At 72.1% G+C, this 14,512-nt stretch carries 15 protein-coding genes; 9 read left to right on the forward strand and 6 right to left on the reverse strand.

What is annotated here, in order from left to right:
* Window positions 1-40 precede the first annotated feature (40 nt).
* Complete coding sequence (locus JW613_RS22780) at window positions 41-508, reverse strand: MarR family winged helix-turn-helix transcriptional regulator (protein WP_099881119.1); 468 nt, start codon at window positions 506-508, stop codon at window positions 41-43.
* Window positions 509-588: 80 nt separating this feature from the next.
* Between JW613_RS22780 and JW613_RS22785 the strand changes: the two genes are divergently transcribed.
* Window positions 589-1,050, forward strand: coding sequence for an ester cyclase (locus tag JW613_RS22785; protein ID WP_307865999.1), 462 nt, complete (start codon window positions 589-591; stop codon window positions 1,048-1,050).
* A gap of 224 nt (window positions 1,051-1,274) precedes the next feature.
* Window positions 1,275-1,739: a DUF3592 domain-containing protein gene (locus JW613_RS22790; protein ID WP_209212762.1), complete on the forward strand. Its 465-nt coding sequence runs from the start codon at window positions 1,275-1,277 to the stop codon at window positions 1,737-1,739.
* A 90-nt stretch (window positions 1,740-1,829) separates the two neighbouring features.
* Here JW613_RS22790 and JW613_RS22795 read toward each other — a convergent pair whose 3' ends face one another.
* From JW613_RS22795 to JW613_RS22805, 3 genes are all read right to left on the reverse strand, one after another.
* On the reverse strand, window positions 1,830-2,300 hold the full coding sequence (locus tag JW613_RS22795; protein ID WP_245226127.1) for a hypothetical protein: 471 nt from the start codon (window positions 2,298-2,300) through the stop codon (window positions 1,830-1,832).
* 91 nt (window positions 2,301-2,391) lie between these two features.
* Entirely contained in the window at window positions 2,392-3,189 is a 798-nt protein-coding gene (locus tag JW613_RS22800) for an SDR family NAD(P)-dependent oxidoreductase (RefSeq protein ID WP_209212764.1), read from the reverse strand.
* Window positions 3,189-4,556 carry a hypothetical protein gene (locus JW613_RS22805; protein ID WP_209212765.1) on the reverse strand — a complete coding sequence of 456 codons (1,368 nt, stop codon included), beginning with the start codon at window positions 4,554-4,556 and terminating at the stop codon, window positions 3,189-3,191. The genes JW613_RS22800 and JW613_RS22805 overlap by 1 nt, the downstream gene beginning before the upstream one ends.
* 368 nt (window positions 4,557-4,924) lie before the next feature.
* On the opposite strand from JW613_RS22805, the gene JW613_RS22810 reads away from it, so the two are divergent.
* On the forward strand, window positions 4,925-6,142 hold the full coding sequence (locus JW613_RS22810) for a DUF5005 domain-containing protein (RefSeq protein ID WP_307866000.1): 1,218 nt from the start codon (window positions 4,925-4,927) through the stop codon (window positions 6,140-6,142).
* Between the two features lie 9 nt (window positions 6,143-6,151).
* On the opposite strand, the gene JW613_RS22815 is transcribed toward JW613_RS22810, so the two are convergent.
* Both JW613_RS22815 and nhaA read right to left on the reverse strand, forming a co-directional pair.
* Window positions 6,152-6,640: a YbaK/EbsC family protein gene (locus tag JW613_RS22815; RefSeq protein WP_209212769.1), complete on the reverse strand. Its 489-nt coding sequence runs from the start codon at window positions 6,638-6,640 to the stop codon at window positions 6,152-6,154.
* A 57-nt stretch (window positions 6,641-6,697) separates the two neighbouring features.
* Window positions 6,698-8,125, reverse strand: a complete 1,428-nt coding sequence (nhaA, locus tag JW613_RS22820) for a Na+/H+ antiporter NhaA (RefSeq protein WP_209212771.1) — start codon at window positions 8,123-8,125, stop codon at window positions 6,698-6,700.
* Between the two features lie 467 nt (window positions 8,126-8,592).
* Here nhaA and JW613_RS22825 point away from each other — a divergent pair, with 467 nt between their 5' ends.
* The 6 genes from JW613_RS22825 to JW613_RS22850 all read left to right on the forward strand — a co-directional run bounded on the left by JW613_RS22825 (window position 8,593) and on the right by JW613_RS22850 (window position 14,436).
* On the forward strand, window positions 8,593-9,342 hold the full coding sequence (locus JW613_RS22825) for a hypothetical protein (RefSeq protein WP_209212773.1): 750 nt from the start codon (window positions 8,593-8,595) through the stop codon (window positions 9,340-9,342).
* Window positions 9,343-9,545: 203 nt separating this feature from the next.
* Window positions 9,546-10,859, forward strand: a complete 1,314-nt coding sequence (locus JW613_RS36890) for a hypothetical protein (protein WP_209212774.1) — start codon at window positions 9,546-9,548, stop codon at window positions 10,857-10,859.
* A gap of 8 nt (window positions 10,860-10,867) precedes the next feature.
* Window positions 10,868-12,169, forward strand: a complete 1,302-nt coding sequence (locus JW613_RS22835; RefSeq protein ID WP_209212901.1) for a TadA family conjugal transfer-associated ATPase — start codon at window positions 10,868-10,870, stop codon at window positions 12,167-12,169.
* 4 nt (window positions 12,170-12,173) lie between these two features.
* A complete protein-coding gene (locus tag JW613_RS22840) occupies window positions 12,174-13,199 on the forward strand; it encodes a type II secretion system F family protein (RefSeq protein ID WP_307866001.1) in 1,026 nt (341 codons plus the stop codon).
* A complete protein-coding gene (locus JW613_RS22845) occupies window positions 13,199-14,128 on the forward strand; it encodes a type II secretion system F family protein (RefSeq protein WP_209212775.1) in 930 nt (309 codons plus the stop codon). Before JW613_RS22840 ends, JW613_RS22845 begins: the two co-directional genes overlap by 1 nt.
* 53 nt (window positions 14,129-14,181) lie before the next feature.
* Entirely contained in the window at window positions 14,182-14,436 is a 255-nt protein-coding gene (locus JW613_RS22850; RefSeq protein WP_209212777.1) for a hypothetical protein, read from the forward strand.
* Window positions 14,437-14,512: the final 76 nt, after the last annotated feature.

Here is a 14,512-nt window from a genome sequence, read left to right on the forward strand (position 1 = left end):
GACCAGGTGGCCGCGGCACCCGGCACCGTCCACCCGGTGCTCAGCCGTCCCGCAGTCTTCCGGCCTGCTCGTCGCCCACCCGGGTGGTCCGCTGCAGATATCGCTCGATCACCGCCAGTTCCTCGGTGGTGAAGGTGTCCAGGGCCGAGGCGAAAGCGGCGCCTGGTGCTTCCCAGGCGGCCGCGAGTTCCCCCGCACGCCGGGTGGACGGCGTGACCCGGGTCTTCCTGCGGTCGTGCGGGTCAGGGCCCTTCTCCACCAGCCCGGCCCGCTCCAGACGATCCACCAGCCGGGTGGCCGAACCGGAGGTCAGACCGGTCAGCTTGGCGATCTCACCGGTGGTGAGCGGTTCGGGTTCGAGACCGAGCAGGCTCACACACTGCAGATCGGTCGGATGCAGCCCCAGCCGCTCCGCCATGGCCTGGTTGAACAAGGTGTAGGCGGCGTGCTGCCGCCGGGCGGCCACGGTGACGGCCGCGAGCAGGTCGGCACGGTTTCGGTTTGACACGTCGGGGCATCCATCCCTTACTTTTCTCTGCGTCACGCAGATGTTTCGCGACGCAGACTCTATCCGATGGGGAGAACATTGTGAGCACCCTGCCCGCTGCCCGGCTCCGCGAGCTGTACGACCGCTGGTCCGAGCTGTGGCGCGGCGACTTCAGCCACGCCGATGAGATCCTGCACCCCGACTTCGTCGTCCACCAGGCGCGGCCCGACGGCAGCGACTCGGAGGCGACGCGGGGCCCCGCGCGGCTGCTGCCCGAGATCGAGCAGACCCGGGCGGCGTTCCGGGACATCCGCATCGGCGTCGACCTCGGGCCGATCGTCGAGGACGACCTGATAGCCGCACGGTGGACCATGACCGCTGCCTACAACGGCGGGCTCCCCTCAGCCACCGCGCCGGTCGGCACCGAGGTCTCCTTCAGCGGCCACGACATCCTGCGGGTGGCCGACGGCAGGTTCGTCGAGTACTGGACCTGCACCGATGTGCTGGACGGCCTCTCCCAACTCGGCGCCGTCGCCGGCCCCAACGGCCCACCCCGCAACTGATCCGCCGCCTCCCCCTCCGGCCCGGGCGGCCTTCGCCGCCCGCCTGCGCGCCGGGACCGGCGCGCCCCAGTGTGCGTCCGGTCCTGGCCGAGGTCGCCGCCCTCAAGACCCCGGCATCCGGAACTTGTTCTCCTCCGCATCAGCGGGGAAGGCTGCTGTGGCGGCACTGATCCTGCCGCGTCTACGTTGCTGTTGTCCCGACCTGCCGATCCGAAACCGTCCTCATGTCCCCTTCCTCGGTCGCCTTCCTCCTTGGAGCAGGCTTCCTACCGGCCGGCGCCGCCGTGGGCGCACTGTCGTACCGCGAGGTCCGCCGGGTTCGGCGCCTGCTGAGGAGCGGCGCGACGGCGCAGGGTGTGGTGACCCGGCTGTCAGCCACCGAAATGCGCTCCTCGAGTTCCGAGGGCACGATCCCTGTCGGGAGTTACGGGAATCTCGTGTACTACCCCGTCGTGGAGTGGGTCACCGCAGACGGCCGTCCCATGGAAACCACGGCCAACATCGCCCGTCCCCTCGACCGGACTCCTGCTCCCGGAACCCAGGTCTGTGTCCGCTACGACTCGGCGGATCCCTCCTGTTGGGCGCTCGAGTCGAACGGCACCGGTATGTTCCGCGGCTTTGCCGCTATCGGGGCGCTCTGCGCGGTGATCGGGGCAGGGCTCTTCGTCTTTGGGCTGGCGCTGAGCTGACCCGCCAAGACATCTACGCGCCCCCGGTCGGCGGTCCGGGCCGCCTCTGCGCCCAGGGGCCGCACCTCGGATGTCCGGCGGCGCTGCCCTCTACCGCTGACCCAGAGCCTGGACCACTGGCCCGTCCTCGGTGTCCAGGACCCGAACCTCGAAGCTCCGACGCGGAAAGTCGCTCTCAAGGGTCGAGCGCCAACAGAAGGCGATGTCTTCGGCAAGGCGTTGGAGGTATATCTCCATCTCGGGTTTCTCTGCCTCAGGCGTGGGCCCACTGTCCACCACGTGCCACAGGCGGAACTGATTCAGCACCGCTTCCATGGACGTCGCATCGCCGTGCAAGTGGGTGTACCAGCTTTGAAAGTTCTCCGGCTCGTAAGCCCTGTCCCAGATGACGCAGTCCAGAACCTCGACGAACGTCGGGCGCAAGCAGCGTGCCACTGCCAGCCAGTCCGGCAACTCAAGGCGCTGGGCCGCATAGTCGAGATGGTCGAGGCCACCCCCACCGCTGTCCGCGGCCCATCTGTCGATGTCCGGGTGAACGGCTCTTCTCGGTTCCTCGCGCATGGGCTTCCCTTCCCGAAGACGTGACGCGTCGGCCGAGCAGGCCGTAGATGAAGGATGCCGTTCGGCTGTCGGCGGTCTCCGGCAGGTGCGGCTAGTTGGTGATTCGGCCGCCCGTGACGTCCAGGGTGATGCCCGTCAGATAGCCGGCGGCGTCGGAGGCGAGGAAGAGGGCGGCCGAGGCGATGTCGGTGGGCTCGGCCAGGCGGCGCAGGGGGTGGCGCAGGGCCGCTTTGTGCTGGAGCTCCTTGGACATGGCGGCGGTGACCTTCGCGGTGCGGACCGTGGTGGGGGCCAGGCAGTTGACGCGGATGCCCTGCGGGCCGAGCTCGGTGGCGAGTTGGCGGGTGAGCATGGTCAGGCCGGCGTTGGCCACGCCGTGGGCGAGGTTGGCCTGGCCTGGTTGGCGGCCCGCCGCCGAGGAGAGGGTGAGGATGCTGCCGCTGAAGCGCTCGACCATGCCGGGCAGGAAGGTGTGGATGGTGAGGAAGGCGGAGGTCAGGTCCGCATCGAGGATCTGGCGCCAGCGGTCCTCGGCCAGTTCGGTGGTGGGGATCGGCTCGCCGGGGCTGCCCGCGAAGGCGGCGAGGATGTCGACCGGGCCCAACTCGTCGGCCACCCGCTCCGCCACGCGGCCCAGCGCTCCCGCGTCCGTGACATCGGCGACGACGCCGATCGCGGTGCCGCCCTGCTTGCCGATGCTGTCGGCGACCTCGAACAGCGCGGGCCGGTCCCGGCCCACCAGGCAGACGGCGACGCCCTGTGCGGCCAGCGCCCGTCCGGTCTCGGCGCCGACGCCCCGTGAACCGCCCGTGACCACCGCCACCTTGCCCGCCAGGTCGGGGTAGACCGGGTGGGCCGGGGAGTCTTCGGGCCCGTGCTCCGTCGTCATCAGCGGTGGTCTCCTTCGCCGGTGTTCAGGCCCAGTTCGCGGCGGCGCCGGTGGCCGTAGAGCGCGGCGCCGACGGCGCAGCCCACCAGGACGGTGTCGGCGATGGCCGAGCCGACGAAGAAGCTCGTCAGGCCGGTCGGCTCCGAACGGCGCGGCCGTACGTCGCCCTCCGGGTCGGCGAAGACCCGCAGGATGTCGCCCGCTTCGTCCTCGTCGCAGGAGATGGTCAGGTTGTCGTCGGCCGTGACGTTGCCCGGGGAGAGGGGACGCAGATCGCAGGTGGGTCCCCCCTTGGCGTGGTGGTGCACCTCGGTCATCTGAACGCGCACCCACTCGCCGCGCTCCAGCAGCACGGAGGTGGAGTAGCCGTGCCCGGCGATCGGAAAGAGCGCTATGCCCGCGAAGATGACCAGCAGCAGATAGCGGCGGCGCGGCCCGTAGTGCGTCAGTTCCAGCAGCAGCACGATCAGATAGCCGGCGGTGACGGCCACCAGCACCCAGAAGAGCGGTCTGCCGCCGCCCACGTAGCGGGGCACCAGCATGATGCCGGCGGCCAGTGCGCAGCCCACCAGCGTCGCGGCCGTCGCCAGTGCCACCGCCGCGGGGCGGGACAGCCGCTGGAGGCGGGCGTCCAGCCGGGGGCTGAGCCGGTGCGGGGCGGCGGGCTGGGAGCCGAGCCGCGAATAGAGGGGGGCGCGGGGCGAGGCGGGGCGCACCGGCCGTCTCATGCGGCCCCCGAGGGCGGGGGAGCCCGCCTGGTAGGTGCCGCCGGTGGGAGCGTCGGGGCGCGGTCGGTAGCGGCGGACCTTGGCCGTCCCCGCGCAGCCGGCGGCCGTCAGGATCACGGCCCACGCCAGCAGCGCGCCGTAGACGGTGGGGTCGGGCTCCTCGTACGGGTCGGAGGAGAACGCCTGGGTGAGCCCCGCCGCGAGGAAGATGAACGCCAGGAAGAACGCGAGGACGCAGGCCGTCCACCAGCCGGCCCGCCGTCCGCGCAGTGCCTGTTCGGTCCTGCCCCGGCGGGCCGGTACTCCGTACAGCTCGATGAGTCGGCGCCGGTCGCGGCTCTTGCTGCGCAGCGGCAGCAGCAGCGCGAGGGTTGCCGGGACGAGTGCGGCACCGGTGACCAGCGACAGGTTCGCGGCCAGGCCCTTGGGGCGGCTGACGTGGGTGTAGTCGTAGATGCCGGAGGCGAGGAAGCCGCAGCCCGCGCACAGTCCGACGATCAGCGCGATGCGGGTGAACAGTTCGCCGGGTGCGAGTTCGGCGCGTACCAGGGCCTCTCCGTACGCGCGGTCGTCCGGGGTGTCGTCCCCGGCCGGTTCGCCGCCGTTCGCGGCCCGCTGGATGCCGGCCGTCCTCGCCATCTTCCTGCCCCCGATCGTGTCGAGTCCCGCTCAGCTGCTCCGAGTCCCGTGCCAAGCACTCTAGGGGGCTCCACCGACAACGCCGGGGCCCGGGGCCCGGGACGAACTGCGCGGACGCACGATGAGGAGGAACCGACCGGCGGCGGCGATGCCTTCGCCGCCCTGCACCGCCGCTTCGGCTTCGTCCCGGCGGGGCGCCTCGCCGAAGGGGGCCCGCCAACACGGTCGCTGGAGCGGCACCGTGCTGAGGTAGCTCGCCATCGAGCGGGGGCGGGAGACGCACTAGCCTGTGGCCGATGGCGGGTCAGGGGAAAGGGTTACCTCAGGGCACTCGGTGGCGACTGGGGGTCGGAGCGCTGGCTGCGCTCGTGCTGGTCGGGGTGCTGCTCGCGGTGCCCGACGGTACGGAGCGCCAGAAGGGCTGCTCCGGGGCGCGGGTGACCGGTTGGCGTGCCGACGACCCAATGACGCGGGAGCTGGCCCGGTACGGCGACGACAACGCGCGGTTCGACGACTGGACGGGCGGGGACGGCACCCGCTCGGTGCGACTGCCCGACGGACGGACGCTGTGGCTGTCCGCCGACACCTTCCTCGACCAGGTGCACGGTGCCGGGTACGGCGTCCGAAGCCGCAGACCCGATCCCGCGTGGGTGCGCAACTCGGCGCTGGTGATGTCCGAGGACGGACGGTTCGAGCGGACGCTGCTGGGCGGCGCCGCCACCCGGCCCACGGCCCTCTTCCCGGGCACGGCGACCGCCGACGGACGTGAGGTGTGGCGCTGGCCGGTGCAGGCGGTGGTGGAGCCGCGCCGCCCGGGCTCGGCCGAGAAGGTCGTGCGGGTGCTGCTGTGGCAGCGCGAGGTGGGCCGGGCACCGTGGATCTTCGGTGTGCCCCGGGCCTCGGAGGTGGCGACGCTGTCGCTGCCGGATCTGCGGCTGGAGGGCATCGAGCGGATTCACCGGCCGCGCCAGGCGGACGTCGAGCGGCGTGTCCTGTACGGCACCTCGGCGGTGGCCAGGGGCGGGTGGACGTATGTCTTCGGCGCGGACGAGGGCAGCGTGGACGGCAAGGCCTCCCGGGCCCACGTCGCACGTGTGCCTCGGGGCCGGCTCGACGCCCCGGACACCTGGCAGTACTGGGCCGGGCCTGCCGACCGGGCCGACGGCGGGTGGCAGGAGGACCCGGCGCGCTCCGAGCCGATACTCGTGGGCAAGACCGTGCAGCGGGGCGCGACCGGCACCTACTCGGTGGTCCGGCACCAGGACAGCTGGCTGCTGCTGACCATGGACGCGGGGGCGCCGGACGGCCGCGGGGTCACCGACATCGTCTCGTACTGGGCGTGCGCGCCGACCGGGCCCTGGCACGGGCCCGGCCGGGTGGCGAAGCCGCCGCTGCCCGAGGGCGCCCAGGGCGTCGGCGCGGTGCCGTACAACCCGCAGGGCCACCCCGAGTTCGGGCGCGGCACCAAGAGGGGGCTGCTGGTCAGCTACGACGTGAACGTGCTGGACTCCGGTGGCGCCATCCACCGGGATGTGGCCCTCTACCGGCCGCGCTTCCTGCGTCTGACGCTCGCTCCGGCACGGTGACGGCGTCGGTCAGTCGCCGACCTGTGCGGCGAGGCCGTCGGTCAGACGCAGGAGCTCGTCGAAGTCGGTGGCGAACATCGTGTACGTGTCGCCGCCCCCGGCCCAGACCACCTCGTGCTCCTTGAGCTGTACGTCGACCAGGGTGCGCAGCGGCTGCGGGTGTCCGACGGGGGCCACTCCGCCCACCTGCTGCCCCGTCGCCTCGGCGACGAACTCGGGGCTCGCCCGGCGCACCTTCCGCTTGCCGACGCCGAGCAGCGCGGCCACGAGCCCGGTGTCCACCCGGTGGGCGCCACTGGCCACCACCATCAGCGGATCGCCGTCGACGGCGAACACCAGGCTGTTGGCGATCGCGCCGACGGCGCACCCCAGTTGGTCGGCCGCGGCGACGGCGGTGGGCATGGGGACGGGGAATGCGCGGATCTCCCCGCCGGCGCCCCGCTCGCGCAACTGCTCGGCGACGCGCTGTGCTGCATCGACGCGTTGTGCTCCATCCATGCGCACGAGCCTAATGAGGCGGGATCGCCGGTCAAACGGATTCCCGGCGGCCCAGGCTCACTCGTCCCGCTCCCGCTCCTGCTCCCGCTCGCGTTCCCACTCCTGCTCGCGGGCGCGCCGGGCCGCCTCCGTGGGGCGGCGTATCGGGTCCACTTCCTGGTCGATGTCGGGTATGCGGTCCAGGTCCTCGTCGCGGGTCTCCTCCTCCCACAGTGCCCGGTATTTCGCGTCGCGCATCTTCAGCAGGACGCAGGCGACCACTGCGGAGAGCAGGGAGCCGACGAGGACGGCGGCCTTGGTGTGCTCGGTGACGGCGGCCTCGCCGGAGAAGGCCAGTTCGGACACGAGGAGTGAGACCGTGAAGCCGATACCGGCCAGCATCGCCACTCCGGCCACATCCCCCCAGGCCAGTTCGGAGCTGAGCCGGGCGCGGGTGAAGCGGGCGGCCAGATAGGTGCCGCCGAAGACGCCGAGGAACTTGCCCGCGAACAGGCCCAGCATCACACCGAGCGCCTCGGGTTGCCGGAAGGTCTCGCTCAGCGCCGATCCGGAGACGCCGACGCCCGCCGCGAACAGGGCGAAGACGGGTACGGCGAACCCCGCCGACAGCGGGCGGACCAGGTGCTCGATGCGCTCGGCGGGGGAGGAGCTGTCCGGGTCGTCGGGGTCCTCGGGCTTCACCCGCAGCAGCAGGCCCATCGCGACGCCCGCGATGGTGGCGTGCACGCCGCTGTTGTACATCAGCGCCCAGATGACCAGGCCCAGCGGTACGTACACGTACCAGCCGCGCAGCCGCAGATTGACGTGGAGGATCCGGAAGACCACCAGCCCCGCGACGGCTCCGGCGAAGGCCGCCCAGTTGAGGGTGGAGGTGTAGAAGACGGCGATGACCAGGATCGCGCCCAGGTCGTCGACGATGGCGAGGGTGAGCAGGAACGCGCGGATGCCGGAGGGCAGATTGGTGCCGATCACCGCGAGGACGCCGAGCGCGAAGGCGATGTCGGTCGCCATCGGTACGGCCCAGCCGTTCAGGTTGCCGTTGTCGAGCAGATTCACCACGACGTAGCAGAGCGCGGGTACGACCATGCCGCTGGCCGCCGCGACCACGGGCAATGCGGCGGCGGCCGGGCGGCGCAGTTCGCCGACGGTCAGCTCGCGTTTCAGCTCGATACCGGCCACGAAGAAGAAGATCGTCAGGATGCCGTCCGAGGCCCAGTGCTCCACGGACAGGTCCAGGCCCAGCGCGGGGATGCCGAAGTGGAAGGTGCGTACGGTCTCGTACAGATGTGCGAGCGGAGTGTTGGCCCATACCAGCGCCACCACGGCGGCGACCAGCAATACCGTCCCGCCGACCGTCTCGGTGCGCAGCGCGTCGGACAGGAGCCTGCGCTCCCGTGCGGAGGGGCGGGCGAAGAGCGAGGTGCCGGACTCGTCCTGTTGCTTGTTCTGCTGATCGCGGCTCTGGTCTGCGGTGGGCGGTGTCATGGGCGGCTCCCTGGATCGGCGCGTGCAGGGATACGGGGAAGGCCCCCGTACCGCCGACCAGACTTCCCGGCACACCTGTGACAAACCCGGCGCGATCTTGACGCCTTTCTGACACCGTACTCGAACAGGTGGGAATCGCACTGCCTGGGGAACCGGCGGAGGCTCGCATTCCGCCCCGGTCTCCGCCCGCTCTCCACCCCCGCCTCCGCCCCGGGATTCCGGGCTTCGGCGGCTTCTGCCGGGCCCCTGCGGCCCCGCCCGCACGGCGTTCGGATCCGCCTTGAGGGGGTCGGGGGGTGTTGATACTGTGCCCGGGATTTACATGGCGTAGTTGCCTGTCGGTACGCGGGGGTATGTCCGACATGGCGGTAGCGACATGTCAACACGGGGCAGGTTCTCGACGTGACGCGACGTGTGACGCACACAGACCACAACACGGGGCAAGAACGGAACACGGGGGTGGTGAGGTGAAGACCCAGGAGCGGAGCTCCGCCGGGGTCGGACGCGGGGCGGCACTCACCGCACCGGCCGGGGACCGGCTGCCGTCCCCACCGCGCGAACGCAAGCCCGCGCTCGCCGCGCTGGCCGTCCTCCTCATTCTGCTCGGCGCACTCGGCGCCACCGTTCTGGTGATGCGCGCCGGTGACCGGGTCGAGGCCATCGCCCTCACCAAGCGGGTTCCGCAGGGGCAGCCGATCCCGGACTCGGCCATCAAATCGGTGATGGTCGCCGAGGACAGCGACATCAAGTACGTGCGCTGGGAACAGCGCGGCCTGCTCAAGAAGTACCGCTCGGCCGCCGATCTGGTCGACGGGACGGTGCTGGTGGGCAGCATGCTCACCAAGGAGAAGGGACTCGGCCCCGGCAAGGCCGTGGTGGGACTCTCGCTCAAGAGCGGTCAGTACCCGCCGCGCCTGAAGGAGGGCGACACGGTCACCGCCTACCGGGTGGGCCGCGAGAGCTCCGCGGGCGGCGACGACGGTTCCGGTGACGGATCGAGCGGCGGGTCCGAGCGGGGCAGCGGCTCCACCGGCAACGCGACGATCGCCGAGGGCGCCAAGGTCCAGTCGATCAAGTCCGGCTCCGACGACTCCCTCGCCTCCAGCGGCAATCTCCCCGTCTCCGTCGTCGTCGACAAGAGCGACGCCGCCGTTTTGACCGCGGCCGCGTCCAACGGTGAAGTGTCCCTCGTCCTGGATTCCGACGGCGGAAGCTGACCGCACGCGCGGGCCGACCGCGCCGTGGCCGGGCGGACGAGGTGCGCCGTGACCGTGGACTCCGGGGACGCACCGTGGAACCGTCCACAGCGGAACGTCGTCGGCTACGGCGGGATGCGACAGGACACGACAGGGCGCCACGGGCAGGACCACAGGACACGGACACCAGGGACACCACGGACACCAAGGAAAGGCGTAGCCGGATGGCGCTGATCGCACTCGCCGCCGACAAAGGGGCACCGGGGGTCACCACGGCCGCCGTCGCCCTCTCGGCGGTGTGGCCGCGCCGCGCACTGCTGGCCGAGATGGACACCGCGGGCGGTGACCTCGTCTACCGCAGCCCCGCGGCGAACGGCCGCCCGCTGGACCCCAACACCGGGCTGCTCTCGCTGGCCGCCACGGCGCGCAGAGGGCTCGCCGCCGAACAGCTGTGGGACCACTCCCAGCAGCTCTCCGGGGGGCTCGAAGTGCTCGTCGGGCTCGGTAACGCCGAGCAGTCGGCGGGACTGGCCGGACAGTGGGACACCCTGGGCCGTGCCTTCGCGACCCTCGCGGACTCGCCGCACCCGCAGTTGGCCGCCGACGTCATCGCCGACTGCGGGCGCATCGGCCCGGAGACCGCGTCGGTCGCCCTCTTCCCGCACGCCGCGCTGGTGCTGCTCGTCGCCCGGGACGAGCCCGAACAGATCGCCCGGGTACGGGACCGGGCACTGGCCCTCACCGCGCGGCTGCACGGCGCGGGCCGCGGTATGGCGCCGCTCGCCCAGCCGATGCTCGGCGTGCTGCTGGTCTGCCAGGCGCAGGGCGCCGCCAAGGTGGCGGGCCAGGTCAACGACATGCTGGTCGCCTCCCGCGCCGGTGCGCAGATCGTGGGTGTGCTCGCGCACGACCCCATGGGCGCCGAGCAGTTGGCGGGCCGCCGCCGCGGACGGGTCGAGCGCTCGCTGCTCGTCCGCTCGGTCCGCAAGATAGCCACCGACATCCATCAGCAGTACGGAGCCGCCTGGGCGCCCACCGCCCGGCCGCAGCAGCAGCCCCCGGCAGCGGGCGGCGGCCAGGGCCGGGTGGGGACTCGGGGCCCTGCCCCCGCGCCGGTCGCGGGGCAGCCGGCCGGCCCCGCCGAGACCCTCCCCTCCGCCCCGACGCCGCCTCCTCCGACGGAACGCCCCGGACAGCCCGGACAGCCGGGGCATCCCGGATGGCCCGGTCAGTCCGGTTCCGTCCCGGACCGGACTCCGCCGCCGGGGCAAGGCCCGTCGTACGGCGGGCCCGAGTACGGTGCGCCGGGCCGGCAGTCCGCGGCCCCTCCGCAGGCGGTCGGCCCGCAACCGGCGCCCGCGCGGGGCGGGTCCGTGCAGAGCGAGCCCCCGCGGGGCGAGTCCGCGCGGGGCCTCAAGGGGTTCCGCGGACGGCGTAGGCCGACGGCGCCCCAGCCGGCGCCCGCACCCGCGCCCACACCGCCGGTGCCGCTGCCCGGGAGCGGGGAGCGGACACCGGACGAGGGGGCCGCGTCGTGAGCGCGAGCATGGTCGACCACCAGTTGGTGAAGCGGTTCCGGCAGGAGGCCGGGGACCGGATCGCCGAGCAGCGGCGCATCGACCAGGCGTCCGGTGTGGCGCCGATGACGAACGAGGACGAACGGCAGTTCGCCCGCGCGGTGATCGCCCAGATCCTGGAGGAGTACGCGCGCTCCGAGATCACCTCCGGGCGCACCCCGCCGGACGCGCAGTCGGAGGAGGCGTACGCGGCCGCCGTGCACGCCGCGCTGTTCGGCGTGGGGCGGCTCCAGCCGCTGCTGGACGACCCCGAGGTCGAGAACATCGACGTCAACGGCTGCGACCAGGTGTTCGTCGGCTATGCCGACGGGCGCGAGGTACGGGGCGAGCCGGTCGCCGAGTCGGACGAGGAACTGGTCGAGCTGATCCAGATCCTCGGCGCCTACTCGGGCCTGTCCTCCCGCCCGTTCGACTCCGCCAACCCGCAGTTGGACCTGCGGCTGCCCGACGGCTCCCGGCTGTCGGCCGTCATGGATGTGACCCGGCGCCCCGCGCTGTCCATCCGGCGGGCCCGGATGGGCAAGGTCTTCGTCTCCGACCTGGTGGGCAACGGAACGCTCACGCCCGAGCTGGGCAGCTTCCTGACGGCGGCCGTGCGGGCGCGCAAGAACATCATGATCGCCGGAGCGACCAACGCGGGCAAGACGACGCTGCTGCGCGCCCTGGCCAACGAGATACCCCCGCACGAGCGGCTGATCACCGTGGAGCGGGCGCTGGAGCTGGGGTTGGACCAGTTCCCCGAGCTGCACCCGAACGTGGTGGCCTTCGAGGAGCGGCTGCCCAACTCCGAGGGCCAGGGCACCATCAGCATGGCCGAACTGGTGCGGCGCTCCCTGCGGATGAACCCCTCCCGGGTGATCGTCGGCGAGGTGCTCGGCGACGAGATCGTCACCATGCTCAACGCCATGTCCCAGGGCAACGACGGCTCGCTGTCCACCATCCACGCCAACAGCTCCAGCGAGGTGTTCAACCGCATCTCCACCTATGCGCTCCAGGCGTCCGAGCGGCTGCCCATCGAGGCCACCCAGATGCTGATCGCCGGGGCGATCAACTTCGTCGTCTTCATCGAGCGCCGCAACGCCTTCGCCAGCGGCGGGCGGCTGTCCCGCTCGGTCACCTCCGTACGCGAGATCAACGGTGTGGACGGCCGGGTGCTCTCCAGCGAGGTCTTCGCCGAGGCACCGGACGGGCGGCTGCTGGCACACGCGCCGGTCTCCTGCGCGCGGGAGCTGGCCGCCCACGGATATCAGCCGACCGGAAACTGGGGGTGAGACCGTGCCTGTCGACGGCGGTGCGGGCGGCATCTTCTCCCTGCCCACCCTCTACGCACTCACCTGCGGTGTCGCCGTGGGCGGCGGTGTCGCGCTGCTGATCGTCGCGCTGCGGGGGCTGCCCGCCAAGGCGCCGGACGAGAAGCGGGACGCGGGCAGACGCGCCTCGGAGCTGGCCCGGTTCATGAGCCGGCGCGGGTCCATCGCGGTGTGCGCCGGACTGCTGGTGCTGCTGCTGACGCGCTGGCCGGTCGCGGCCATCGCCACCGGTGTCCTGGTCTTCGTGTGGGACCGGCTCTTCGGCGGCGCGGCCGAGGAGCGGGCCGCGATGAAGCGGGTGGAGGCGCTGGCGGCGTGGACGGAGTCGCTGCGCGACACCATCGCGGGCGCCGTCGGCCTCGAACAGGCCATCCCCGCCTCGGCCCGTGCAGCGGCCCCCTCGCTCCGCCCGCACCTGGACGCGCTCATCGACCGGCTGCGGGCCCGCACCCCGCTTCCCACGGCGCTGCAGAATCTGGCCGACGAGCTGGACGACCCTTCGGCCGACATCGTCGTCGCGGCCCTCATCCTCAACTCCCGGCTGCGCGGACCCGGTCTGCGCGAGGTGCTGGGCGCGCTGGCCAAGTCGGCGCGCGAGGAGGTGGACATGCGGCAGCGGGTGATGGCGCAGCGCGCCTCCACACGGCGCAGCGTGCAGATCGTGGTCGGGGTCAGCGTGGCCTTCGTACTGGGCCTGGCCGTCTTCAACCGGGACTTCGTCGAGCCGTACGGCAGCCCGCTCGGCCAGGTCGTACTGGCCTGTGTGTGCGCGATGTTCGCCTGCGGCTTCTGGTGGCTGCGCAAGCTGTCGCGGATCGAGACCCCGCAGCGGTTCCTGATCCACGCCGACCAGCAGGCACCGTCGGCCCGCGCGGGCCACCCGGCCGAACGGGGCGAGGTGCCCGTCGGCGGAACCCGCCCCGCTCCCGGTCTGCCTGGTGGCGCGGTCGGCGGGACATCCGGCAGCGGAGGAAAGGAGGCGCTGGGCTGATGAACCCGCTGACCCTCACCGCGCTCACCGGCGCCCTCGCGGGCCTCGGACTGTTCCTGCTGGTACGGGCGCTGGCCCCCGGGAAGCGGGGCGCCGTCGCCTCCGTCGCCGAGATCGACGCGCTGCGGGCCCGCGCCGCGCAGCACCAGCCGGCCGCCGGAGGAGGGCCCGAAGAGGCCGGCCGGTTCGCCGCCTTGCGGGCGCAGCTGGGCGTCCGGGTCGCCGAGCTGTATCTGCGGCAGGGCTGGGAGCAGCGCAGCCTCCGTTCGGATCTGGAGGTGCTGGAGCGCCGTTGGGAGAACTTCCTGGCGACGAAGGTGCTGCTGGGTGCCGCTGGACTGTTCTTCGGGCCGTTCCTGTTCTCGATCGGCTGGCTGATCGGCTTCGGCCGCAGCCCGCTGATCCCGCTGTGGCTGGCGCTGTTCTTCGCGGGGCTGTTCTTCATGCTGCCGGACCTGGAGGTGCGGCGCGACGCCGCGGCCAAGCGGCGCGACCTGCGGCGGGTGGTCGGCGCCTACCTCGACCTGGTGGCCATGAACCTGGCGGGCGGTCGCGGTCTGCCCGAGGCGCTGAAGGCGGCCAGCGAGGTCAGTGACGGCTGGGCGCTGCGCCGGATCCGCGACACCCTGGCCGACGCCCGGATCACCGGACAGAGCCAGTGGGCGGCCCTCGGCGACCTGGGAATCCGGCTGGGAGTCGACGAACTCAAGGATCTGTCGGCATCCTTGGCGCTGGTCGCCGACGACGGCGCCAAGGTACGCGCCTCGCTCTCGTCGCGCGCCGAGACCATGCGGCACCGGGAGCTGTCCGAGATCGAGGGCAGCGCGGGGGAGAAGTCCCAGTCCATGCTCGTCGCCCAACTGATGCTCTGCGCGGGCTTCCTCGTCTTTCTCATCTACCCGGCGGCCATGCGCGTCTTCCAGATCTGACCGTCTGACCTTCCGACCCGCTGATCCGAAGACTCAAGAAAGGACTGAGAACGATGCCGAATCCGCTTCGCTCGATCAGTCATCCCGCCGTGGACTTCCTCGTCACCTTCTTGCGCGGCCGGGTCCGGCGCGCCCGCTCGGGCGAGCTGGACCGCGGGGCCTCCGCCGTCGAGTGGGTGATCATCTCCGCGGTCGTGGTGGCGATCGTCGGTGTCGTCGCCGCCATCATCAACCTCGCGCTGAAGAACGGCGCCGACAAGGTGAGCGACTGCATCGACGGCGCCGACGAGGACGGCACCTGCAAGTAGGAGCGGCACCGGTGAGAGCGGAGCGACGGCTGGTCGTATGGGCACGCCGCAGATGGGAGGGGGCCTCCCGGCGCGG

It is taken from the genome of Streptomyces smyrnaeus, from assembly GCF_017676345.1.
In the GTDB taxonomy this organism is placed as follows: domain Bacteria; phylum Actinomycetota; class Actinomycetes; order Streptomycetales; family Streptomycetaceae; genus Streptomyces; species Streptomyces smyrnaeus.